This is a genomic window from Rhodoferax sp. TS-BS-61-7, assembly GCF_002943465.1.
GTDB lineage: Bacteria > Pseudomonadota > Gammaproteobacteria > Burkholderiales > Burkholderiaceae_C > Allorhodoferax.
In genome coordinates this window covers 26888-49571 of the sequence record NZ_PTQY01000005.1, presented here as the reverse complement: position 1 = coordinate 49571, position 22684 = coordinate 26888, and the positions used below count along the sequence as shown (strand labels likewise).

General features: G+C 61.0%; 22 protein-coding genes. 8 read left to right on the top strand and 14 right to left on the bottom strand.

Going from position 1 to position 22684, the window contains the following annotated elements; all coding sequences use genetic code 11:
* Positions 1 to 40 precede the first annotated feature (40 nt).
* Positions 41 to 367 (bottom strand): polyhydroxyalkanoic acid system family protein, encoded by a 327-nt coding sequence (locus C5F53_RS13935; RefSeq protein ID WP_105261998.1) that lies wholly within the window; start codon positions 365 to 367, stop codon positions 41 to 43.
* 76 nt (positions 368 to 443) lie between these two features.
* On the opposite strand from C5F53_RS13935, the gene C5F53_RS13930 reads away from it, so the two are divergent.
* On the top strand, positions 444 to 773 hold the full coding sequence (locus tag C5F53_RS13930) for a DUF1840 domain-containing protein (RefSeq protein ID WP_105261997.1): 330 nt from the start codon (positions 444 to 446) through the stop codon (positions 771 to 773).
* Between the two features lie 54 nt (positions 774 to 827).
* On the opposite strand, the gene C5F53_RS13925 is transcribed toward C5F53_RS13930, so the two are convergent.
* The 8 genes from C5F53_RS13925 to C5F53_RS13890 all read right to left on the bottom strand — a co-directional run bounded on the left by C5F53_RS13925 (position 828) and on the right by C5F53_RS13890 (position 10390).
* Complete coding sequence (locus C5F53_RS13925; RefSeq protein WP_105261996.1) at positions 828 to 1799, bottom strand: tripartite tricarboxylate transporter substrate-binding protein; 972 nt, start codon at positions 1797 to 1799, stop codon at positions 828 to 830.
* Between the two features lie 203 nt (positions 1800 to 2002).
* Complete coding sequence (locus C5F53_RS13920; RefSeq protein WP_105261995.1) at positions 2003 to 3256, bottom strand: phenylacetate--CoA ligase family protein; 1254 nt, start codon at positions 3254 to 3256, stop codon at positions 2003 to 2005.
* A gap of 84 nt (positions 3257 to 3340) precedes the next feature.
* Complete coding sequence (locus C5F53_RS13915) at positions 3341 to 4150, bottom strand: ABC transporter ATP-binding protein (protein ID WP_105261994.1); 810 nt, start codon at positions 4148 to 4150, stop codon at positions 3341 to 3343.
* Positions 4151 to 4224: 74 nt separating this feature from the next.
* Positions 4225 to 5550: an ABC transporter substrate-binding protein gene (locus C5F53_RS13910; RefSeq protein WP_105261993.1), complete on the bottom strand. Its 1326-nt coding sequence runs from the start codon at positions 5548 to 5550 to the stop codon at positions 4225 to 4227.
* A 61-nt stretch (positions 5551 to 5611) separates the two neighbouring features.
* Positions 5612 to 6688 (bottom strand): branched-chain amino acid ABC transporter permease, encoded by a 1077-nt coding sequence (locus tag C5F53_RS13905; RefSeq protein ID WP_105261992.1) that lies wholly within the window; start codon positions 6686 to 6688, stop codon positions 5612 to 5614.
* Positions 6689 to 6714: 26 nt separating this feature from the next.
* Positions 6715 to 7644: a branched-chain amino acid ABC transporter permease gene (locus tag C5F53_RS13900; protein WP_105261991.1), complete on the bottom strand. Its 930-nt coding sequence runs from the start codon at positions 7642 to 7644 to the stop codon at positions 6715 to 6717.
* Positions 7645 to 7655: 11 nt separating this feature from the next.
* Positions 7656 to 8441: an ABC transporter ATP-binding protein gene (locus tag C5F53_RS13895; RefSeq protein WP_105261990.1), complete on the bottom strand. Its 786-nt coding sequence runs from the start codon at positions 8439 to 8441 to the stop codon at positions 7656 to 7658.
* Complete coding sequence (locus C5F53_RS13890; RefSeq protein WP_105261989.1) at positions 8438 to 10390, bottom strand: long-chain fatty acid--CoA ligase; 1953 nt, start codon at positions 10388 to 10390, stop codon at positions 8438 to 8440. Before C5F53_RS13890 ends, C5F53_RS13895 begins: the two co-directional genes overlap by 4 nt.
* A gap of 162 nt (positions 10391 to 10552) precedes the next feature.
* Between C5F53_RS13890 and C5F53_RS13885 the strand changes: the two genes are divergently transcribed.
* The gene (locus C5F53_RS13885; protein WP_105261988.1) at positions 10553 to 11278 is read left to right on the top strand and encodes a Crp/Fnr family transcriptional regulator; all 726 of its coding nucleotides are present in this window, start codon (positions 10553 to 10555) and stop codon (positions 11276 to 11278) included.
* A gap of 129 nt (positions 11279 to 11407) precedes the next feature.
* Here C5F53_RS13885 and C5F53_RS13880 read toward each other — a convergent pair whose 3' ends face one another.
* Entirely contained in the window at positions 11408 to 12064 is a 657-nt protein-coding gene (locus C5F53_RS13880) for a PEP-CTERM sorting domain-containing protein (RefSeq protein WP_236635373.1), read from the bottom strand.
* A 511-nt stretch (positions 12065 to 12575) separates the two neighbouring features.
* Between C5F53_RS13880 and C5F53_RS13875 the strand changes: the two genes are divergently transcribed.
* Complete coding sequence (locus tag C5F53_RS13875; protein ID WP_161499940.1) at positions 12576 to 13121, top strand: hypothetical protein; 546 nt, start codon at positions 12576 to 12578, stop codon at positions 13119 to 13121.
* 115 nt (positions 13122 to 13236) lie between these two features.
* Positions 13237 to 13980, top strand: coding sequence for an alpha/beta fold hydrolase (locus tag C5F53_RS13870; RefSeq protein ID WP_105261986.1), 744 nt, complete (start codon positions 13237 to 13239; stop codon positions 13978 to 13980).
* An 11-nt stretch (positions 13981 to 13991) separates the two neighbouring features.
* Here C5F53_RS13870 and C5F53_RS13865 read toward each other — a convergent pair whose 3' ends face one another.
* A complete protein-coding gene (locus tag C5F53_RS13865; RefSeq protein ID WP_105261985.1) occupies positions 13992 to 15338 on the bottom strand; it encodes a dicarboxylate/amino acid:cation symporter in 1347 nt (448 codons plus the stop codon).
* A 217-nt stretch (positions 15339 to 15555) separates the two neighbouring features.
* Here C5F53_RS13865 and C5F53_RS13860 point away from each other — a divergent pair, with 217 nt between their 5' ends.
* Both C5F53_RS13860 and C5F53_RS13855 read left to right on the top strand, forming a co-directional pair.
* Positions 15556 to 16515: a pseudouridine synthase gene (locus C5F53_RS13860; protein ID WP_105261984.1), complete on the top strand. Its 960-nt coding sequence runs from the start codon at positions 15556 to 15558 to the stop codon at positions 16513 to 16515.
* A 20-nt stretch (positions 16516 to 16535) separates the two neighbouring features.
* Complete coding sequence (locus tag C5F53_RS13855) at positions 16536 to 17810, top strand: triacylglycerol lipase (RefSeq protein WP_105261983.1); 1275 nt, start codon at positions 16536 to 16538, stop codon at positions 17808 to 17810.
* On the opposite strand, the gene C5F53_RS13850 is transcribed toward C5F53_RS13855, so the two are convergent.
* A complete protein-coding gene (locus tag C5F53_RS13850; RefSeq protein WP_105261982.1) occupies positions 17807 to 18073 on the bottom strand; it encodes a hypothetical protein in 267 nt (88 codons plus the stop codon). The two genes, C5F53_RS13855 and C5F53_RS13850, sit on opposite strands and share 4 nt — an antisense overlap.
* Before the next feature lie 217 nt (positions 18074 to 18290).
* Here C5F53_RS13850 and htpG point away from each other — a divergent pair, with 217 nt between their 5' ends.
* Complete coding sequence (htpG, locus tag C5F53_RS13845) at positions 18291 to 20285, top strand: molecular chaperone HtpG (RefSeq protein ID WP_105261981.1); 1995 nt, start codon at positions 18291 to 18293, stop codon at positions 20283 to 20285.
* A 268-nt stretch (positions 20286 to 20553) separates the two neighbouring features.
* On the opposite strand, the gene C5F53_RS13840 is transcribed toward htpG, so the two are convergent.
* Entirely contained in the window at positions 20554 to 21024 is a 471-nt protein-coding gene (locus C5F53_RS13840; protein ID WP_161499939.1) for a nuclear transport factor 2 family protein, read from the bottom strand.
* Between the two features lie 159 nt (positions 21025 to 21183).
* On the opposite strand from C5F53_RS13840, the gene C5F53_RS13835 reads away from it, so the two are divergent.
* The gene (locus tag C5F53_RS13835) at positions 21184 to 22050 is read left to right on the top strand and encodes an AraC family transcriptional regulator (protein WP_105261979.1); all 867 of its coding nucleotides are present in this window, start codon (positions 21184 to 21186) and stop codon (positions 22048 to 22050) included.
* Between the two features lie 134 nt (positions 22051 to 22184).
* Here C5F53_RS13835 and C5F53_RS13830 read toward each other — a convergent pair whose 3' ends face one another.
* Positions 22185 to 22652, bottom strand: a complete 468-nt coding sequence (locus C5F53_RS13830; RefSeq protein ID WP_105261978.1) for a DUF1348 family protein — start codon at positions 22650 to 22652, stop codon at positions 22185 to 22187.
* Positions 22653 to 22684 lie beyond the last annotated feature (32 nt).

Sequence of the window (22684 nt, the reverse complement as noted above, 5' to 3'; positions counted from 1 at the left end):
GCTACTGCGCAAGCAGCTATCAAAAAAGTAGCGTTTTACGCTACTTTTTTTTCGCCGCTGCTTTGGGCTTGGCGGCCTTGGGGGCCAGCAACTGGTCCAGATTCTTGACAATTTCGGCCTCGATCTTGTCCTTGAATGCGCCCAGCAGAAAGCCCAACTTGGCGTTCAGCTCGAACTGGTCTTGGGTCACCAACAAGGTGCCGTTCACACCCGAGCGCTTGAAACTCACCTCGTCTTCGGTCTTGCCTTCGGTGTAGACACATTCCATGTCGAACTCCTGCTCCACCTGCTCGGCCCACTCGAAGGCAATTTTGCGGGCACCGGCCAGGCCCAGGCTGTGTTCGCGAAGAAGGTGAAGGTCTGCCACGGTGCTGCTCCTCGGGTGATTTGTGTTTGGGGTAAAAGGGTGGGCACATTGCACCATAAAACCGGGGTCCATCGCCATGCTCTACAAGTTCAAATCCAAGGTCACCAGCGACGTCATCATGCTCGAACCCAATGGTCGCCAGATCCTGCAGATCTGGGGCAAGTTCGAGGAAGGGGCCCCGGCCAGAGGCATCCTCTTGCCTGAGGACATGCCGGCTGCCAAAGCGGCACTGGAAGCGGCGATTGCCGCCGAAGACGCCCAGCGCGCCCAGGCCGCACGCGACGCACAGGCGAACGGCGAGGACACCCAGGTAGCCGGTATCTCGCTGCGCCAGCGCGCCACGCCCTTGCTGGACATGCTGCAACGCAGCCTGAAGGCCCAAAAAGAAATCGTCTGGGGCACCTAGGCGCCACCAGACGATGGAGGGTCTCAGCCCCAGACGGGGCTAAAAGACGGGGGCTTAGTCGGCGTAGACGCCCGCGGCCTTGATCACAGGGCTCCACTTGGCGATTTCAGCAGCCACAAATTTCTTGTGTTCCGCCGGCTCAACACGTTTGTCGGTAATCACCACAGCGCCCAAAGCCTCTTGTTTCTTGATGAACTCGGGGTCCTTCAAAGCGGTCTTCAAGGCGGCGTTCAGCTTGGTCAACACGTCGGCGGGGGTGCCCTTGGGGGCATAAATTCCGTGCCAGATGGTGACTTCAAAACCCTTCAGGCCAGAGTCTTGCAACGTGGGCAGGCTCTTGAGGGCGGGGGTGGTCAGGGGCTTGGCGGTGGTCACGGCATAGGCAATGACCTTTTTGCCTTCGATCTGCTGTGTGGTGTTGGTGGTCTGGTCACACATCAGGTCAATCTGGCCGCCCATCAGGTCGGTCATGGCGGGGGCCGTGCCCTTGTAGGGGATGGTGGTCATGTCGGTGGCCACGGCGTTCTGGAACAGCAAACCACACAGGTGGGAGGCAGAACCGATGCCGGCGTTACCCAGGTTGATCTTGCCCTTGTTCTGCGCAATCCAGCCGCTCAGGTCTTTGTAGTTCTGGGCGGGCAGCGTGGGGCGGCCAATCAGGGTCATGGGCACGTCGTTGATCATGCCCACGTACTCAAAGTCAGACTCGACCTTGAACGGCATGTTGCGCAACAGCGAAGGCATGGTGCCCATGGCGATGTGGTTCACCAGCAGGGTGTAACCATCGGGAGCGGCCTTGGCCACCTTGTTGGAACCGATGGAGCTGCCGGCGCCGGCCACGTTGTCGATGATGATGCTCACGCCGCCCAGGGGCTTGCGCATGGCTTCGGCCAGGTCACGGGCCACACGGTCGGTAGGACCGCCTGCAGCGAAGGGCACCACGATGGAAATGGGCTTGGACGGGAAGTCTTGTGCCTGGGCACCAACAGCAGCCATTGCGGCCACAACGACGAGTAGTTTTTTCATGGGTCAGTCTCCTAGTTAATGTGTGCAGTCTAGCTTGCACCACTGCCCGCTGTCATGCGGAAAGCACCTAGTGGGCAGGGGTATTAAAGATGTGAAATCTAGAATGCGCCGAACGAAGGTTATCCACGCCTGCACCGCTTGGTAACTGTGGTGTTCAACAGCTCGGGAAAACCCTTATCGGTGCTTGCACTGCAACCGCTGCCCTAGCGATAGCTGCGGGCATCCTCGATCACCTTGCCGTCGTTGGGCAGGCTGCCGGGCGCCACCAGCACCACGTCACCGCGCAGCTTAGTCACGTCCCGAATCGCCTCGCCCACCCGGCTGGCCAGCCCGTCCGGGCTGCCCAACACCTCGATGTGCAAGGCCATGGCGTCGCTGGCCATCTCACCGCTCACCACCAGCCGGGCGCGGCCTACTTCGGGGAAACGTTTGGCAATCTCGTCTACTTGTTTGGGGTGCACAAACATGCCACGCACCTTGGTGGTCTGGTCGGCCCGGCCCATCCAGCCCTTGATGCGGGTGTTGGTGCGGCCCGTCGGGCACGGCCCGGCCAGCACGGCCGACAAATCCCCCGTGCCAAAACGCACCAGCGGGTAGCCTGCGCTTAGAGTGGTCACCACCACCTCGCCCACTTCGCCTTCCGCCACCGGATCGCCGGTCCCGGGGCGCACAATTTCCACCACCACGCCTTCGTCCAGCACCAGGCCCTCGCGGGCCGTGGTCTCGTAGGCAATCAGGCCCAGGTCGGCCGTGGCGTAACACTGATAACCGTCCACGCCCTGGGCGCTGAACCAGTCGCGCAAGCTGGGCGGAAACGCCTCGCCGCCAAACATGGCCTTGGTCACGCTGGGAATGGTCACGCCCATCTCGGCCGCTTTTTCCAGAATGATCTTCAGAAAACTGGGCGTGCCGATGTAACCCGCGGGCTGCAGCTCGCGCATGGCTTGCACCTGCTGCTCGGTCTGGCCAGTGCCGCCGGGGAACACAGTGCAACCCAGCGCGTGGGCGCCGGTTTCCATCATCGAGCCGGCCGGCACAAAGTGGTAACTGAAACTGTTGTGGATCAACTCGCCCGGTCGAAAGCCCGCGGCATAGATAGCGCGTGCCATGCGCCAATAGTCCTGGCCCGTACCTTCGGGTTCATAGATCGGCCCCGGGCTGGCAAACACACGTGGCATGGCGGCGCCAAACCCCAGCGCGCTGAAGCCACCAAACACGCTGCCGCCTTCGGCCCGTGCGGCCTGCTGCAGGGCCTGCAACTCCGACTTGCGTGTGACGGGCAGCCGGGCCAGCGCGGCGCGGTCCACCACCTGCGTGGCATCCACACCGTCCAGAATGCGGGCGAAGGCCGGGGCCTGGCGCTGGGCATAGGCCACCTGCGCGGGCAGGGCCGCCATCAGCGCGGCTTCGCGGGCGTCGGGGGAGCGGGTTTCCAGGGCGTCGTAGGGTCGGGTCATGGTGGTCTGCCGAGGGGTTTAAGGGTGTTTTAGGGCTCTAGCCCACGTGGAATATGCGCAAACAGCTACTAAAACCATAGCAAGTCAGGCCAGCCAGCGTTTGCGGCGTTTGTAACTTTTCACGTCCTTGAAGCTCTTGCGCTCGCCGCCGCCCACACCCAGGTAGAACTCTTTCACGTCCTCATTGGTGCGCAGGTCCTCGGCCGCACCGTCCATCACGACCCGGCCGCTTTCCATGATGTAGCCGTAGTCGGCGTACTTGAGCGCCATATTGGTGTTTTGCTCGGCCAGCAAAAAGGTCACACGTTCCTTGGCGTTCAGGTCTTTCACAATCTCGAACACTTCTTCAACGATCTGCGGCGCCAGCCCCATGGACGGCTCATCCAGCAGCACCATGCTGGGGTTGGCCATCAGCGCACGGCCAATGGCGCACATCTGCTGCTCGCCGCCGGAGGTGTAGGCCGCCTGGCTGGTGCGGCGGGTCTTGAGGCGCGGAAAGTAGGCGTAGACCTTCTCCAGGTTCGCCGCCACCTCGGCCTTGCTCTTGCGCGTGTAGCCGCCGGTCAACAGGTTTTCTTCAATCGTCAGGTGGGCAAAACAATGCCGCCCTTCCATCACCTGCACCACACCGCGCTGCACCAGGTCCGCCGGGCTCAGGTTCTCGATGCGCTCGCCGCGTAGCTCGATGCTGCCTTTGGTCACCGCGCCGCGCTCACCGGCAAGCAGATTGGACACCGCGCGCAAGGTGGTGGTCTTGCCTGCACCGTTGCCGCCCAAGATGGCGACGATGCCGCCCTCGGGCACCTGCAGCGACACGCCCTTGAGCACCAGGATGACGTGGTTGTAAATGACCTCGATGCCATTCACGTTGAGAACAATGTTTTTCGCGTCCATAGGTTTGCCTTTACCAATCGACAGGCCTGCAGCACAAGCCTGTCGATTGGCAGCCCTTGCGGGCCGCCAATCTATTAGCTCTGGCAATCTGCGGGAGTGCGTGGTGTCAGCTTCTTCTCGGTGGCGTACTTGGCGGCCGTGCTCTTGACCAGGGGTTTGATGATTTGCTCATCACCCTGCAGCCAGTCAGACGTGAACTGCCAGGCCTTGCCATCCCAGGTATGGATACGGGCCCAGGAGGCGCCCATGTGGTCCACACACGAGGTGCTGATGGGGCGCATCACGCCAGCAAAGCCCAGGGCGTCCAGCTTGGGCTGGGTCAGATTCAGGTTTTCCAGGCCCCAGCGCACTTGTTCGCCGGTCATGACCTTGCCCTTGCCAAAGCGGTCTTGCGCAGAACGCACACCTTCAATGGCCAGCATGGCGCTCATGGCACCCCGCATGTAGAGCACCTGGCCCACTTCTTCCTTGGGTCCGGTGCCTTGGCCCTTGCTGTGCACCATGGCCATCACGTCTTTCACCAACTTGGAGTTGGGTTCGGCGCCGTGTTGCATGGTCACTGCGTTGTAACCCTTGGCACCGTCGGCCACGTCTTTCACGTCCGGCTCAGCGCCGGCCCACCACACGCCATACATCTTCTCGCGCGGGTAACCGGTGGCTTGCGCTTCTTTGATGGCGGTGCTGTTCATAATGCCCCAGCCCCACAGGACGACAAAGTCTGGGCGGTTCTGGCGCACCTGCAGCCAGGTGGCTTTTTGCTCCACGCCGGGTGCTGTCACGGGCAGCAGCGTCAGCGTGAAGCCGTGCATGGCCGCACGCTCCTGCAGCAGCGGAATGGGCTCTTTGCCAAACGGGCTGTCGTGGTAGACCAGCGAAATTTTCTTGCCCTTGAGCTTGTCAAATCCGCCTTCCTTCTTGGCGATGGCCTGCAGGATGGCGTCTGCCGCCACCCAGTAAGTACCGGCGATGGGGAAGTTCCACTTGAACACCGTGCCGTCTGCGCTTTCGCTGCGGCCATAACCGACGGTCACCACCGAAATCTTGTCGGCCGGAGCCTTCTCGGTAATGGCAAACGTAGCGCCCGTAGACAGCGGCTGCACAAACGAGGCGCCGCCGTTTTTGCCCTTCAGGCGCTCGTAACACTCGACGCTGCGGGCCGTGTCGTAACCGGTCTCGCATTCTTCAAACGAGAACTTCACACCATTGATACCACCGCGCGCGTTGGTCAGCTTGATGTAGTCCACATACCCGTTGGCCCATGGCACACCGTTGGGCGCATACGGCCCGGTACGATAGGACAACACGGGAATGAACTGCTCCTTGGCCTGGGCCATGGCCTGGCCAGCCGCCAGCCCGGAGGCCAGCGCGACTGTTGCGAGAACGAGTTTAGAAAGCTTCATTTGTCTCTCCTGTAATTAAGTGTTGAAGCACGGGGAAAACACGGGAACCAGCGCGAAGGCCCTAATGGGGGAAAGGCCAGAGGCGCAGTTTTTGTTTGGCAATCGACCACAACTTGGCCAGACCATGCGGCTCCACGATCAGGAACCACACAATCAGACCGCCAAAAATCATCAGCTCGGCATGTGAGATACCCGCGGTGGAAATCTCGATACCAAACAGGCTGGCCAGCACGGGCAGGAACTGGCTCAGAAAAATAGGCAACACCACAATAAAGGCCGCGCCAAAAAAGGCCCCGGCGATGGAACCCATGCCACCAATGATGACCATGAACAACAGGCGAAACGACTGGTCTACCGAGAAGGCTGCGGGCTCCCAGGCCCCCAGGTAAATAAAGCCCCACAGCGCACCGGCCACGCCCACGATGAAGGAGCTGACCGCAAACGCGCTGAGCTTGGCGTACATGGGGCGAATGCCAATCACGGCGGCCGCCACGTCCATGTCGCGAATCGCCATCCACTCGCGGCCCACGGCGCCACGCACCAGGTTTTTGGCCAGCAGCGCAATAACAGCCAGCAGGCTCAGGCAAAACACATACTTGGCAACCGGGCTCTCCAACGAGAAACCAAACACCTGCAGATTGGACACCGACACCGAACCCGATGGGGAATTGTTCGTAAACCATTGAATCCGCAGAAACATCCAGTCCGCAAAAAACTGCGCCGCCAGCGTGGCCACCGCCAGGTACAGCCCCTTCACACGTAAGCTGGGCAACCCAAACACCATGCCAAACAGCATAGAACTCACCCCGCCCAGCAGCAGCGCCACCAGCAATGGCATGCCTTCAATACGCACAAAGAAGTTGTAAGCCGCGTAGGCCCCCACCGCCATAAAGGCGCCCGAGCCCAGCGAGATTTGCCCGCAGTAGCCCACCAGAATGTTCACGCCCACCGCGGCCAGCGAGAAGATCAAGAAGGGAATTAGGATGGCGCGGAACATGTAGTCGCTGGCCAGCATAGGCACCACCGCAAACGCCACCACCAGCAGGGCAAGGATGGCGATGCGGTCCTGCGCAATCGGAAAGATCTGCTGATCCGCGCGGTAGGTGGTTTTGAATTGGCCGTTTTCTCTGTAGAACATGGTTGTCTCTTATCGTTGTAACGGGTTCAAACGCGGTCGATGATCTTCTCTCCGAAGAGACCCTGTGGCCTGATCAGGAGGAAGCCAAGCGCCAGCACGTAGGCAAACCAGATTTCGATGCCGCCACCCACGTAAGGCCCGAGATACACCTCGGACAGCTTCTCACCCACACCGATGATCAAGCCGCCCACAATGGCGCCGGGCACCGAGGTCAGCCCGCCCAAAATCACCACCGGCAAGGCACGCAGCGCCACCGTGGTCAATGAAAACTGCACGCCCAACTTGCTGCCCCAGATCATTCCGGCCACCAGCGCCACCACACCGGCCACACACCAGACGATGACCCAGATGCGGTTGAGCGGAATGCCGATGGATTGCGCGGCCTGGTGGTCATCGGCCACGGCGCGCAGGGCCCGGCCGGTGGCCGTTTTCTGGAAGAACACGCTGAGCAGCGCCACCAGGGCGGCGGCAATGATGGCGGCGTAAAAGTCTTCCTTGTTGATCAGGATGCCGCCTTCAAAGGTGCTCTCCAAAATCATCACCGGGTCTTTGGGCATGCCAATGTCGATCTTGTAGATGCTGCTGCCAAAGATGGTTTGGCCCAGACCCTCCATGAAGTAGGTGATGCCCAGCGTGGCCATCAGCAGCGTGGTGCCTTCCTGGTTGACCAGGTGGCGCAGCACCAGACGTTCGATGATCCAGGCGACCACAAACATCACCATACCGGCCCCGATAAACGCCAGCACATTGGCGGCCACCGGGTTGGCAATGCCCAGGTGCAGCGGAATCCATTCCGCAAAGCGGGCCATGGCCAATGCCGCAAACAGCACCATGGCGCCCTGCGCAAAGTTGAACACGCCAGAGGCCTTGAAGATCAGCACAAAGCCCAGCGCGACCAGCGAATACAGCATGCCCGCCATCAGGCCGCCGAGAAGAGTTTCCAGAAAAAATGCCATGGTCTTGTCTTTCAGTGGCTGGTGCCGAGGTAGGCGCTGATGACGTCGGGGTTGTTGCGCACCTCGTCGGGTGTGCCGTCACCAATCTTTTTGCCGTAGTCCAGCACCACCACGCGGTCGCTGATGTCCATGACCACACCCATGTCGTGTTCGATCAACACCACCGTGGTGCCAAACTCGTCGTTCACGTCCAGCACAAAACGGCACATGTCCTGCTTCTCTTCCACGTTCATGCCGGCCATGGGTTCGTCCAGCAGCAGCACCTGCGGCTCCATGGCCAGGGCGCGGCCCAGGTCCACGCGTTTTTGCAGGCCATAGGGCAACTGACCCACGGGGGTTTTGCGGTAGGCCTGGATTTCCAGGAAGTCGATGATGCGTTCCACCGCCTCGCGGTGCTGGATCTCTTCGCGCTCCGCCGGGCCAATGCGCAGCGCCTGCAGCAGGATGTTGCTTTTGATCTTGAGATTGCGCCCAGACATGATGTTGTCCAGCACACTCATGCCCTTGAACAACGCCAGGTTCTGGAAAGTACGCGCCACGCCCATGCTGGCCACCTGGTGGCTGTTCATGTGTTTGAAGGTGTGGCCGCGGAAGGTGATGGCACCGTCTTGTGGCGCGTACACACCGTTGATGCAGTTCAGCATCGAGCTTTTGCCCGCACCGTTGGGGCCGATGATGGCGCGGATCTCATGCTCGCGCACATCAAAGCTGATGTCGGTCAGCGCCTTCACGCCGCCAAATCGCAGGGAGATGTTTTTGACGTCGAGGATGACGTCGCCAATTTTTTTCTTCGTCATGCTGCTGCCTTCACGGGGGCAAAGGTTTTGCTGTCGTCAATCCGCAGCGTGGCGCTCACGCTGCCGGTGCGCCCGTCTTCAAACTTGACCTGGGTTTCAATGAACTGGCTGGTCTTGCCGCCGTAGAGGGCGTCCACCAGCACGCTGTATTTGTCGGCAATAAAGCCGCGGCGCACTTTGTTGGTCCGCGTCAGTTCACCATCGTCGGCGTCCAGCTCTTTGTGCAGCACCAGGAAGCGGCTCACCTGGCTGCCAGCCAGCAGCGCGTCCGCACTCAGGTCGGCATTGACCTTTTCCACACATTCCTTGATGAGCTGGTAAACCTCGGGCTTCTGCGCCAGGTCGGTGTAGCCCGCATAGGGCAGGTTGCGGCGTTCGGCCCAGTTGCCCACCGCGTCAAAGTCGATGTTGATGAGCACACACACCTGCTCACGGCCATCGCCGTAGGCCACCACTTCTTTGATGTGCTGGAAGAACTTGAGTTTGTTCTCCACGTACTTGGGCGCGAACATGGCGCCGTCGTTGGCGCCACCCTTGATACGGCCCACGTCTTTCACGCGGTCGATTATCTTGAGGTGGCCCTGCGCGTCGATGAAACCCGCGTCGCTGGTGTGGTACCAGCCGTCTGCGGTCAGCACCTCGGCCGTGGCGGCGGGGTTTTTGTAGTACTCCTTCAAGAGGCCGGGCGACTTGACCAGAATCTCGCCGTTGTCGGCCACCTTGATCTCCACCCCCGCGCAAGGCACCCCCACGGTGTCGGCACGCGCTTGGTTGTCGGGCTGCAGGCACACAAACACCGCCGTCTCGGTCGAGCCGTAGAGTTGTTTGAGGTTGATGCCGATGGAGCGGTAGAAGGTAAACAGGTCCGGCCCAATCGCCTCGCCCGCGGTGTAGGCCACACGCACGCGGCTGAAGCCCAGCGTGTTGCGCAGCGGACCGTACACCAGCACATTGCCCAGCGCATACAGCGCGCGATCGGCGGCTGACACCGGCAAGCCGTCCATCAGCGCCGGGCCGACCTTCTTGGCCACGCCCATGAAGTAATGGAACAGCTTGCGCTTGATGGTGCCCGCGTCTTCCATGCGGATCATCACCGTGGTGAGCATGCCCTCGAACACACGCGGCGGCGCAAAGTAGTAGGTCGGGCCAATCTCTTTCAGGTCGATGGTGGCGGTGGCGCTGCTCTCGGGGCAATTCACCACATACCCACACGACAGCCACTGCGCGTAGCTGAAGATGTTTTGCCCAATCCAGGCCGGTGGCATGTAGGCCAACACATCTTCGTCGCTGGTCAGGCGGTCAAACTCGGCGCCGGCACGGGCGCGGTTCAACAGCGAGTCATGCGTGTGCACCACACCTTTGGGGTTGCCCGTGGTGCCGGACGTAAAAAACATGGCCGCCACATCGGTGTGCGCGACTTTGGTGACCTCGGCCTGAAAGAAGCCAGGATGCAGCGCCACAAATGCCTTGCCCGCCGCTTGCAGTTCGTCCATGGCGGCCAAGCCGGGTTCGTCGTAATTGCGCAGGCCACGCGGGTCGTCAAAGTAAATGTGGGCCAGCTGCGGGCACTGCTCCCGCACCTCCAGCAGCTTGTCGACCTGCTCCTGGTCTTCGGCAAAGGCAAATCGCACTTCGGCGTTGTTGATGGGGAACACACACTCGGGTGCGGCCGCATCCTGGTACAACGGAATGGGCACGGCGCCCAGGCTTTGCGCGGCCAGCATGGTGGCGTACAGGCGGGGCCGGTTGGCGCCCACCACCACCATGTGGTCGTGGCGCTGCAGGCCGGCCTGGTGCAGGCCCGCGGCAATCTGCTCCACCATCTGCGCCAGCTCGGCCCAGGTTAGCGCTTGCCATATGCCGTATTCCTTTTCACGCATGGCCGGCGCCTGCGGGCGCTGGCTGGCGTGCTGCAGCAACAGCTGCGGAAATGTCGTGTGCGTACCCATTGCGTGTCACCTCGTTATGGCCCCCGGCATGCGCCAGAGGGCTTTTGGTATGGGGCGAATGGTAGGACTGCATTTGACGCCAAGTTGTCGTTTGGACGACAATTTGCGCATTTCTCGGTAGGTGTTTTCCCTTCACTTATTGGCAACTTACAAGGCCTCCTTATGACCGCCGACCCCAGCCTGCACCAGCGCCGCCGCCCGCTTACCGACGTGGAGTTGGCCGCCATTCCGTGGCTGCAAGTGCTGCTGCCCGATGAGCGCCAGCGTGCCGTGGACGACCTGCGCATTGCCGAGGCCGCGCCGGGCGAATACCTGTGCCGCATGGGCCGCCCGGTGACGTATTGGTTTGGCGTGGTGGACGGCCTGCTGAAGATGAGCACCGACAACGCCGAAGGCCAGACCATGACCTTCACCGGCGTGCCACCCGGCGGCTGGTTTGGCGAAGGCACCGCCCTCAAGCGCGAGACCTACCGCTACAACATCCAGGCGCTGCGCAAGAGCCTGGTGGCGGGCCTGCATGTAGACACCTTCCACTGGCTGCTGGACCACTCGATCGGCTTCAACCGTTTTGTGATGAACCAGCTCAACGAACGCCTGGGCCAGTTCATCGCCGCGCGCGAAATCGACCGCATGACCAACCCCGACATCCGCGTGGCGCGCAGCCTGGCGTCGCTCTTCAACCCCGTGCTCTACCCCGGCGTGGGCGAGGTGCTGCGCATCACCCAGCAAGAGCTGGCCTACCTGGTGGGCCTGTCCCGCCAGCGGGTGAACGAGGCCCTGAACGCACTGGAGGCGCAGGCCTTTATTCGCGTGGAATACGGCGGGCTGCGGGTGCTGGACCTGCAAGCGCTGCGGTCACGCGTGTTTACACGTCAAATCACTGCCTAGCGCTTATGGAATAAGCGCAATAAGCTATTTTTTTATAGCGAATCAAGTCCATCCCCTTCGCCGTTTTGGCTTGCCGCGCACAATGAAAAACGGGAGCCGCAGCTCCCGTCTGTCGCGATCCAAAAGAAATTACACAGTCAAATTCTTTTGCTTGCGGCGACGGGCAAGCGCTCCCATCAAGCCCAAACCGGCTAGCAGCATGGCGTAGGTTTCGGGCTCCGGAACCGCAGCGGTAAAGGTCATGCTCCGGAACATCGGGGACGGATTTCCGGAGGACGTCAACTCAAAACTGGCGATATTGGCTGCGCCCATTTGAATGCCGCGAAATTGAAATGCATTGCTGGAAATAGGGGCAGTTGCATTCAGTTCGTACTGCTCCAGGATGTTGTGACCCGCGTCGTAAGCCACCAAGGAGACGGGGCCAAATGCGGGTGCGTAATTCATCAGGAAACCCACCCCCGCGACGGAACCACCCAAGAAGTCAAACCGCAAAGTGCCTTGCTGGTTTATACCGACGGAAGGACCAGATGCCGAGCCGTTGGAACCCAGCCCCCAGCCACTGTAGTCAAAGTACAGGCCATCAGTGCCTGTGTAGCCCATGTTGATGTTGTAGCTACCGGGAATCAGGGCATTGAAGGAATTCACACTGGTGTTGTGCAGACCAAAATCTGTCACGGTGACTTGCGGCGACGACAGCCCCCCTACATCGGTCACCAACGCTGCATGGGCCACAGACGAGAACAGTGCAGCAGATGCGATGGAAATCGCGAAAACAAATTTCTTCATAAAAATATTCTTCAAGAGTTGAAAAGGGATGCGTGACGGCGGCGATTTTTATCGAGCTCAGAGACCGCGGGAATAGTCCAAATGGACTTAGACGGCCCCTCTGTGTGCGGATTGTTACGAACGGTAACTCTTTGACCATAGAGCAAGCCCTGCTGGGCTTACGTTGCGGGCGTGACGTGCGTTTGCGCACAGAGTCGGAAGGCTTGGGAGCTAGGCTTACCTAGAGCCCAGAGCAATACCGCAACTCGCAGTTGCTGTGGTGCGGGTTCGTTGGCCAGACAGTACATGGCTGACAAACACTGGGCCATCGAACTTCTCTGAATGAGGGCGTAGACCGTGACACCAAACAATGCTTCAGACACTCCTGCTCCGGATTGGCAGACCCTGACCCAGGCACTGGAAGACATCAGAGACTCCTGGCTCTTGGTTTCATGCAGCTTGACCGACTTCATAGCGGAGCTGCCCTCCCCTCGGCGTGATGAAGCCGCGGTCACAACAGAGAGATGCCTCCATGGATTTCGCATTGCACATCAAAACAAAGATGTACCTTCCTAGGCCACGTGCAGCACCGTTGCCACATGGCAACCGCATGCTGCCGCTGGCCTTGGTGTTGGCGTTCGTATCTCCGGGCGCATTGGCAACGCCCGTTTGCCGCTGGGTGGATGCGTCGGGGCAGACGCATGTGGCGGACACGGTGCCATCGGCATACCAGGCCGGCGCAAGCTGCACGGACTCTGATCAGTTCGAGCTGACGCCGGCACAGCAACGGGATGCCGAACGGCGCACGGCGGACGAGCAATTCCGGGCGCGCAATCTTGGCGTCTTGCCGCCCGCGGGAGCGGCGTCTGGCTTACCGCGCGCGCCACGCAGCGCAAAGCGGCCCACCGACGCCATTACCGACGCCACCGATTGCCCCACGTGGTGGCGCATCTACGACGAAAGCAGCGCGTGTTTTGGCCCCTTCCGAACAACCCAAGGGGGCATCAAACCGGAGGCGTTTGACCAATGCAACGAGGTGGCCAGCCCCGAGCTGAAATGTGGCCCGCGACGCAATTGACGCGTTAAGCACCGTCCAATCGCGTGTCCGAAAGCGGCCAGACACGGCGCCGCTTCCACCGTACCGTTCACCCCAGCGCGCCACATGGGCCGCGCAAACACAAGGGGAGTGAAACATGGACATTGTTCTTCTACATGGCAGCTGGCATGGCGCGTGGTGCTGGCACAAGGTGGTGCCGCCGCTGGAAGCTGCGGGGCACCAAGTGCATGTGCCCGACCTGCCGGCGCACGGCACCCAGTGGCGCTGGCTGCGCGGGCGCACCACGCTTCAACAAATGGCACGCGCCGTGTGTGACCTGCTGGACCCGCTGCCAGAACCCGCGCTGCTGCTGGCGCACAGCCGGGGTGGCATTGTGGCGTCTGCCGTGGCCGAAATGCGGCCCGACAAGGTGGTGGCTTGTGTGTACCTGGCGGCCTATTTGCTGCGGGATGGTGAGCGGGTGGCGGACTACTTTCGCCAGGACAAAGACTCGCTGGTGCGCCGCCACATCCAGATCAGCCGCCGCACGCTGACCGATGCGCTGCCGCCGGCCGCGCGGCAGGCCACGCTCTATGCCGACTGCGATGCGGCGGATGTGGCGCTGGCGCACAGCCTGCTGACGCCCGAGCCTTCGCTGCCGGCGCTGACCCGGCTGCGGCTGACGGACGCGCGCTATGGCCGAGTGCCGCGGCACTACATCGAGTTGACGCAGGACCGCGCCATCACCCCCGAGCTGCAGCGCCGCATGGTGGCGCAGTCGCCCTGCGCGTCGGTGCAGCAGATCGAGGCCAGCCACTCGGCCTACTTCTCCCAACCGGCAGCGCTGTCTGCCGCCATCGGGCGGATTGCTGCCGACACGGCCCGGGCAGGCCGTGTCTGAGTACCTGTTCTTCAGCCCTTGGCGGGCGAAACGGCCATGTGGTCTACGCGTTGGTCCAGGATTTCTTCGGGCGCTTGGGCCTCTTGCTGGGTGGGATGGTCCAGCCCCGCCTGCAGGCGCTGCATGTCCAGGTCGCCAGTCCACTTGGCCACCACCAACGTGGCCACGCCATTGCCCACCAGGTTGGTCAGGGCGCGGGCTTCGCTCATGAAGCGGTCAATGCCCAGGATGAGTGCCAGGCCCGCCACGGGCACGCCGCCCACAGCCGACAAGGTGGCAGCCAGCACGATGAAGCCGCTGCCGGTGATGCCCGCCGCGCCCTTGGAGGTGAGCAGCAGCACGGCCAGCAGTGTGAGCTGCTGCGTCAGGCTCATGGGCGTGTCGGTGGCCTGGGCAATGAAGACCGCAGCCATGGTGAGGTAAATGGAGGTGCCGTCCAGGTTGAACGAGTAGCCGGTGGGAATGACCAGGCCGACCACGGATTTGCGGGCGCCCAGGTTCTCCAGCTTTTCCATCATGCGGGGCAGCACAGATTCGCTGGACGAGGTGCCGAGCACGATGAGCAGCTCTTCCTTGATGTAGCGCACAAACTTGAACACGCTAAAGCCATGCAGCTTGGCAATCAGGCCCAGCACACCAAATACGAAGAACAGGCAGGTGAGGTAAAACGCGCCCATGAGCTTGCCCAGCGAGAACAGCGAATCCACGCCGTACTTGCCGATGGTGAACGCCATGGCGCCAAACGCACCAATGGGCGCCACCTTCATGACGATGCCCACGATGTCGAACAACACGTGCGAGGTTTTTTCGATGAAGTCGAACACCATGGTGCCGCGGCCGCCAAACTTGTGCAGCGCAAAACCAAACAGCACCGAGAACAGCAGCACCTGCAAGATCTCGCCCTTGGCAAACGCATCCACCACCGAGGTGGGAATGACATTGAGCAAAAAGTCCACCGTGCCCTGCATCTTGCCGGGTGCGGTGTAGGCCGCAATGCTCTTGGTGTCCAGCGAAGCGGCGTCCACATGCATGCCTGCGCCGGGCTGCAGCACGTTGACCACCACGAGGCCGATGATGAGCGCCAACGTGGACACCACCTCAAAGTACAGCAGGGCCAGGCCACCGGTTTTTCCAACCTTTTTCATGTCCTCCATGCCGGCAATGCCCACCACCACGGTGCAGAAGATGATGGGCGCAATGATCATCTTGATGAGCTTGATGAAACCATCGCCCAGCGGTTTCATGTCGGTACCGAGCTGGGGGTAAAAGTGACCGAGCAACACGCCTACCGTAACGGCAAACAGAACCTGGACGTAAAGGGATTGGTAGAGCGGCTTGCGCGCAACGGTCGCTGACATGGCAGAGGGGCCTTTGGAGAGTACAAAAACAGGGCGCGACGATACGGATTGCCCCGCCAGGCGCCTACTGTTGCGTTCAACAGTAGGGTTTACCCTATGCACCCTATTTCGCCTTGGCCACGCCTTCGGGAAAGGCCGCGCCCAGGTGATTTATGCAACAAATTGGCACCCAGCCCCCGTAAAATATGCGCAAGCAGCTCCTAAAAATATAGCAACCATGACCGACCAGAAACCGCCCGCCCCCACCTTCCGCCGCGCCGCGCCCCCGCCGAGCAAAGCACCGGGCAACCGCGCCATCCCCCAGGGCCAAACCAACACCGCCGCCCAGGGCGCAGGCGGCACCGTGCGCCTGAACAAACGCATGGCCGAGCTGGGCATGGCCTCGCGCCGCGAGGCCGACGAGTGGATTGGCAAGGGCTGGGTGAAAGTGAACGGCAAGGTGGCCGAAATGGGCATGCAGGTGCTGCCCGGCGTGCGCATCGAGATCGACAAACAGGCCCAGGGCCAGCAGGCCAACCAGGTCACCATCCTACTGAACAAGCCCATTGGCCTGGTCAGCGGCCAGGCCGAAGACGGGCACGAGCCTGCCATCACACTCATCCAGCCGCAAAACCGCTGGGCCGAGGACAACGCCCGTTTCTTCTTCCACGGCAGCCAGCTCAAGAGCCTGGTGCCCGCCGGCCGGCTGGACATTGATTCCACCGGCCTGCTGGTGATGACGCAGGACGGCCGTGTGGCGCGCCAGCTGATTGGCGAAGACTCGGTGATGGAAAAAGAATACTTGGTGCGCGTGGTCTACACCGGCGTGGCCAACAGCGCCGCGGCCAACTCGCCCGCTGCCACCTACGGCGGCAAGGTGCAGCAGCTCAGCCGCATTGACGATGACGACCCGGTGAGCAGCGATGTGCAAAGCGTGTTCCCGCCCGAGAAGCTGCGCCTGCTGCGCCACGGCCTGCGCTTGGATGACCAGGCCCTGAAGCCCGCCCAGGTGGAATGGCAAAACCCCGAGCAGCTGCGTTTTGTGCTGACCGAGGGCAAAAAACGCCAGATCCGCCGCATGTGCGAGCTGGTGGGCCTGCGCGTGGTGGGCCTCAAGCGCGTGCGTGTGGGCAAAGTCATGCTGGGCAACCTGCCGGTGGGCCAGTGGCGCTACCTGCAGCCGCACGAAAAGTTTTAACGTCTCTTCCAAAGGCCTTTATGCCCTTGCCTCCGCGGCCCAAGGCCTTGCAGCACTTTCGGGCGTCTGACCTGCGCGGCGTGGTGCAACTGGCCACCCAGGCCACCCGCGGCGTGGCCCGCATGGCCGAGGGGGTGCACCAGTCGGTCTGGGGCAGCATGGGCGTGCCGGGCGGCAAAACCGCTGGCACCACGCGCGGCCTGACCGGGCTGATCTACCAGACCGTGCAAGGTGTGACGCAGCTGGTGGGCAGTGGTGCCGAAGCCATCTTGGGCAAGCTGCAGCCGCTGCTGGACGCGGCCGATACCGCTTTACCCGACACCCCGCAGCGCGAGGCCGTGCTGGCCGCGCTGAACGGCGTGCTGGGCGACCGCCTGGCCGCCAGCGGCAACCCACTGGCCACCCGCCTGCAGCTGCGCCACGCCGGCCGGGCGCTGGACTGGACCCGCCCCGCCACCTTGCCCGCCAAGGGCACCGTGGGCGGCAAGCTGCTTGTCGTCATCCACGGCCTGTGCATGAACGACCTGCAGTGGACGCACACCACCGCCACCGGCGAGGTGCGCAGCCACGCCACCGCCCTAGCCACACTGGGCTACACCCCGGTTTATGTGCGCTACAACACCGGCCTGCACACCTCGGACAACGGTGCAGCGCTGGCGGAGGAGCTGGACCAGTTGGTGGCCCACTGGCCGGTGCCGGTGAGCGAGATCACCGTGCTGGCGCACAGCATGGGTGGACTGGTCACACGCAGCGCGGTGCAGCAGACGCGCACGGCCGATCCGTCTGCGCCCTGGCTGAAAGTCTTGAAGAACGTCATTTTTCTGGGCACGCCACACCACGGTGCGCCGCTGGAGCGCGCGGGCAACTGGGTGGATGTGATTCTGGGCGCCACGCCCTACTCGCGCCCCTTTGCCAAGCTGGGCCAGCTACGCAGCGCCGGCATCACCGACCTGCGTTATGGCTTTGTCAGCCCACAAGACTGGCAGGGCCGCAACCGCTTTCAGAAAGGACCGGACCGCCGCACGCCCGTGCCGCTGCCCGAGGGCGTGGCCTGCTACACCGTGGCGGCCACCACGGCCAGCCAACGCAGCGCGCTGGCCGACCGGTTGCTGGGGGATGGACTGGTGCCGCTGCGCAGCGCGCTGGGCCTGCACGACGAGGCAAAACGCAATCTGGTGTTTGCCAAGCCCAGCCTGTGCATTGCCTACCGCATGAACCATATGGAACTGCTGCACCGACCCGAGGTGACCGCGCAACTGCTGGCTTGGCTAACACCGGGCGCGGGGTCAACCTAGCTTTTGTCGGGGGCCGGCTCGCCGTCCAGGCCCGCGGGCTCGGTAGGTTCGTAGCCATGGGGTGGCGGGGCTTCGGGCGGCGCCTTGCCCTCTTGCAGAAAGCCCCCCACGCTGGCCTCCCACAGGCCCCAAGCGGTATCGGTATCGCTCTCAGAAACTTCGGGCACAGGCAGGGGGTCCAGCAAGCCGTCAAACGGCTTGGGGGCGGGGGAAGAGGTAGCCGCCCGCTTGTCAGAGGGCGGCACAGGCTGGTCCGGTTTCATGGCGTTGGGCTTCCCTGGGTGCTTTTTTTGCAATGTAGCGCTAACGCCCGCGCGGGGGAAGGGGGGTGGGCAAGCCCCTTGGGCCTAGTCGTCTTTTATGGCCAGTACAGGCCCGCGCTTGAAAAGCCCAGCCTCGCCCATAATTGTGGGTTGCCCGCGCCACAGGTACTGCCTGACAGGCGCGCGAACCGTTTTATTGAGACTCAGAGACCTATCTATGACCAAGCAAACCATGAATTTCCAGGCCGAAGTGGCGCAGCTGCTGCACCTGGTGACCCACTCGCTGTACTCCAACAAGGAAATTTTCCTGCGCGAGCTGATCTCCAACGCGTCCGACGCCTGCGACAAGCTGCGCTTTGAGGCCATCAACAACAGCGGCCTGTACGAGAACGACCCTGAACTGAAGGTCAAGGTCACCTTCGACAAAGACGCGAAGACGCTGACCATTACGGACAACGGCATTGGTTTGAGCCAGCAGGAAGCCATCGACAACCTGGGCACGATTGCCAAGAGCGGCACCAAAGACTTTGTCAGCAAGCTGTCGGGCGACCAGAAGGCCGACTCGCAGCTCATCGGCCAGTTCGGCGTGGGCTTCTACTCCGGCTTCATCGTGGCCGACAAGATCACCGTCGAATCACGCCGTGCCGGCTTGCCCGCGAACGAAGCCGTGCGCTGGGTCAGCGACGGTGGCGCCAGCGGTGGCGGCGCGTTTGAGGTGGAAAGCATCACCCGCGAAGCGCGTGGCACCAGCGTCATCCTGCACCTGCGCGACGACGCCCAAGACTACACCCAAGCCTGGAAGGTCAAGGGCATCATCAACAAGTACTCCGACCACATCAGCCTGCCCATCCAGATGGAAAAGGAAGAGTGGAAAGACGGCGAACTGCTGGTGCCCGGTGACGAGAACGGTGGCCGCCAACCAGGCGTCATGGTCAAGACCGGCGAATGGGAAACGGTCAACAAGGCCAACGCCATCTGGTCGCGCGCCAAGAAGGACATCACCCAGGAACAGTACGACGACTTCTACAAGCAGATCAGCCACGACTTTGAAGCCCCGCTGACCCACACGCACAACCGCGTGGAAGGCAGCACCGAATACACCCAGCTGCTGTACATCCCCGGCAAGGCGCCCGTGGACCTGTACAACCGCGACCACAAAGCCGGCCTCAAGCTGTATGTGAAGCGCGTCTTCATCATGGACGACGCCGAAGCCCTGCTGCCCAGCTACCTGCGCTTTGTGAAGGGTGTGGTCGACAGCGCTGACCTGCCTCTGAACGTGAGCCGCGAGCTGCTGCAGGAAAGCCGCGACGTGAAAGCCATTCGCGACGGCAACACCAAGCGTGTGCTCTCCATGCTGGAGACGCTGGCCAAGAACGACAAGCTGCCTGAAGCCGGCGCAGATGGCGTGACCGATGTGGTTAGCGCTGAAGAGAAGGCAGAGCAGGAAGCCAACGTCGGCAAGTACAGCAAGTTCTACGCAGAATTTGGCGCCGTGCTAAAAGAAGGCCTGAGTGAAGACTTTGGCAACAAGGACCGCCTGTCCAAGCTGCTGCGTTTTGCCTCCAGCACCACCGACAGCGTGAGCGTGTCGCTGGCCGACTACAAGGCGCGCATGAAGGAAGGCCAGGAGGCCATCTACTACATCACCGCCGACAACGCGGCCGCCGCCAAGAACAGCCCGCAGCTCGAAGTGTTCAAGAAGAAGGGCATTGAAGTGCTCTTGATGACGGACCGCGTGGACGAGTGGGCACTGAACTATCTGCACGACTTTGACGGCACGCCCATGCAATCCGTCGCCAAGGGCGCGGTGGACTTGGGCAGCCTGCAGGACGACGCCGAGAAGAAGGCCGCCGAAGAAGCTGCCGAAGCCTTCAAGCCCCTGCTCGCCAAGCTGAAGGAAGCGCTGAAAGACAAGGCCGACGACGTACGCGTGACCACGCGCCTGGTCGACAGCCCCGCCTGCCTGGTGGTGCAAGATCACGGCATGAGCACCCAACTGGCCCGCATGCTCAAGCAAGCCGGCCAGCAAGCGCCCGAAGTGAAGCCCGTGCTGGAAGTGAACGCCGAACACGCGCTGGTGAAGAAGCTGGACGGCTCGGTGCACTTCAATGACCTGGCCCACATCCTGTTCGACCAAGCGCTGCTGGCCGAAGGCGGACTGCCTGCGGACCCTGCGGCGTACGTGAAACGGGTGAATGCCTTGCTGGTGTGATGCTCGAGGGGTTAAGAGGCTAAATCGGCCTATAGCTCCCGTGGAATATGCGCCAACAGCTACTAAATTAGTAGCAATTGACTCGTAAAAAAAGCCCCACAGTCGCAAGACTGGCGGGGCTTTTTGTTGGAGCTATGGGAGCGGGAAAGGCTGAACTGGGCCAGATGCTGCCACCCGCGAATGACAGCATTGGCGCAGCGAACTAGCCTACCAACAGCAAACTAGTTGCCTGACATTCACCACTGGCATCTTCGTGCTCCCAGCAGTTTCATGCCGCAGGAAAGAGGGAAAACCCGCTTCCAGCGAATGGCCCTGTGTCGAGCCAGATGTACTGAAACGAGCGACTTTTGAAGAGCCAATCGTCACCAGATCGCTGCAACTTATCAAATGCAATACAGTGATTGCGGTAGTATTTTTCGCCAGGACCGCGCGCTGCTTCATGCACGAATGTGCGCGTGGTCGCTTCGTCGCCGTCAATCAAGATGACACCAGGAAGCGCGAACTGCACGAAGAATTCTTTGCCTGTTCGCAACTTGCGAAGAAGCGTAACGTTCTCATCTGCACCTATCGAGTGTTGACCATGGGGAGCATTTCCGATAATGAATTCACCATCATCGGTCCATACCGTTTTGAACATAGCGTAATCAGCACGAGTTGCACTATCGGCGAAGCGGGCAATCGTGTTGCGGATGGAGGCTTCGTCCATAAATTTCTGCAAGCGGGCTTGTGGGTTGGTCATTTTTTTCCTTTGTTTAAGCATTGATACGATGCCGCTGACTATTCCAGTCGTTCGAAAAATTCGCAATCTCGATCGCTCCAAAGACTTGCCTGATCCTGCCAAAATTGGTATTTTGACAGTTCATAAAAAAAGCTAGTCACCAAAAGAGCCACTCATCACATGCTGAAAAATCTCATAACAATTGCTACCAAACACGGTAGTTCTTCAGGCATGCCATCCGAGTACCCCAGACTCGTAATCAGGTCAACAATGGCACCAACGCCGCCGGCGCCGGCTTTGTTTGAGCCCAAGTTTTATCTATTGCTACAAGGCGCGAAGCGGATGACCATTGCGGGCAGAACGTTTGACTGTTCTGCTGGAACATGCGCGGTGGCATCGATAGGTCTACCGTTCGTTAGTGAAGTAGTGGAGGCAAGCCCAACCCAGCCTTATCTAAGCGTCGAATTGACCCTGGATGCCGGGATCGTTGCAAGCTTACTTCTCGATATGCGTGAACAAAATCCCACCGAATGGCAGGCGGGCGCAATGTCGCTGGCACAAGTGGATGAGGGCCTTGTTGAACCGCTAGGACGGCTTATGAACCTGTTGGACGCACCTTTCGAAATCCCGGTGCTAGCTGCTCAGTTTGAGCGCGAGTTGTATTACCGACTGTTGTCAGGTCCGTTAGGTGGAAGACTTCGTCAGATCGGTGCGAACAATTCCAGGTTTGCTCAGATCAAGATGGCTGCGGAGTGGATAGGTGAGAACGCCAAAACTTCCATGAGTGTGGAATGGCTAGCGTCGCACGTGGGTATGAGTGTCACATCCTTCCATAGACATTTCAAAGCGGTTACTGCATCGAGCCCGCTTGCTTACCAGCGACAACTACGTCTGCTAGAGGCAAGGCGCCAGCTTGCATCAGGCGAAGCGAATGTGACCGAGACCGCTTATACCAGCGGGTATGTCAGTGCTTCTCAGTTCAGCCGTGAGTACAAGAAAACGTTTGGTGTTCCTCCGAGCCAGCATGCCGCGCTGCTACGACGGTAAGTCGGCTAATAGGCGCTGCATTTGAAGAGTTTCAAGATTGCCGTGGGTCGAATACTGCGGCGAGATTGGACCAGTAGCGGGCGCCTACGAGCGCCCGCTTTGTAGATGTGGACTCACGCATGAGTGTTCTCTACTCAGAGCCCAAGCTCCGACAGTCCTGGATGGTCATCAGGGCGGCGGCCAAGCGGCCAGTGGAACTTCCGATCCGACTCTTTAATTGGCATATCGTTGATGCAGGCGTAGCGACGCTGCATAAGCCCGCTGGCCTCAAACTCCCAGTTCTCGTTGCCGTACGACCGGAACCAGTTCCCTGCGTCGTCATGCCACTCATAGGCATACCGAACGGCGATGCGGTTGCTGTCGTAGACCCAAAGTTCTTTGATGAGCCGGTATTCAAGTTCTTTCTTCCATTTCCTGTCGAGGAATGCTTGAGCTTCCGCACGGTTATTGGCGAACTCCGCACGATTTCGCCACTTCGTGTCGAGGGTGTAAGCCAGGGCAACCTTGGCCGCGTCGCGAGTGTTCCAACCGTCCTCGGCTAGTCGGACTTTTTGGATGGCAGTTTCTTGTGTAAACGGAGGGAGGGGTGGGCGTGTTTCCATGGTGTGACCTCAGTAAGTGATGTAGACAGATC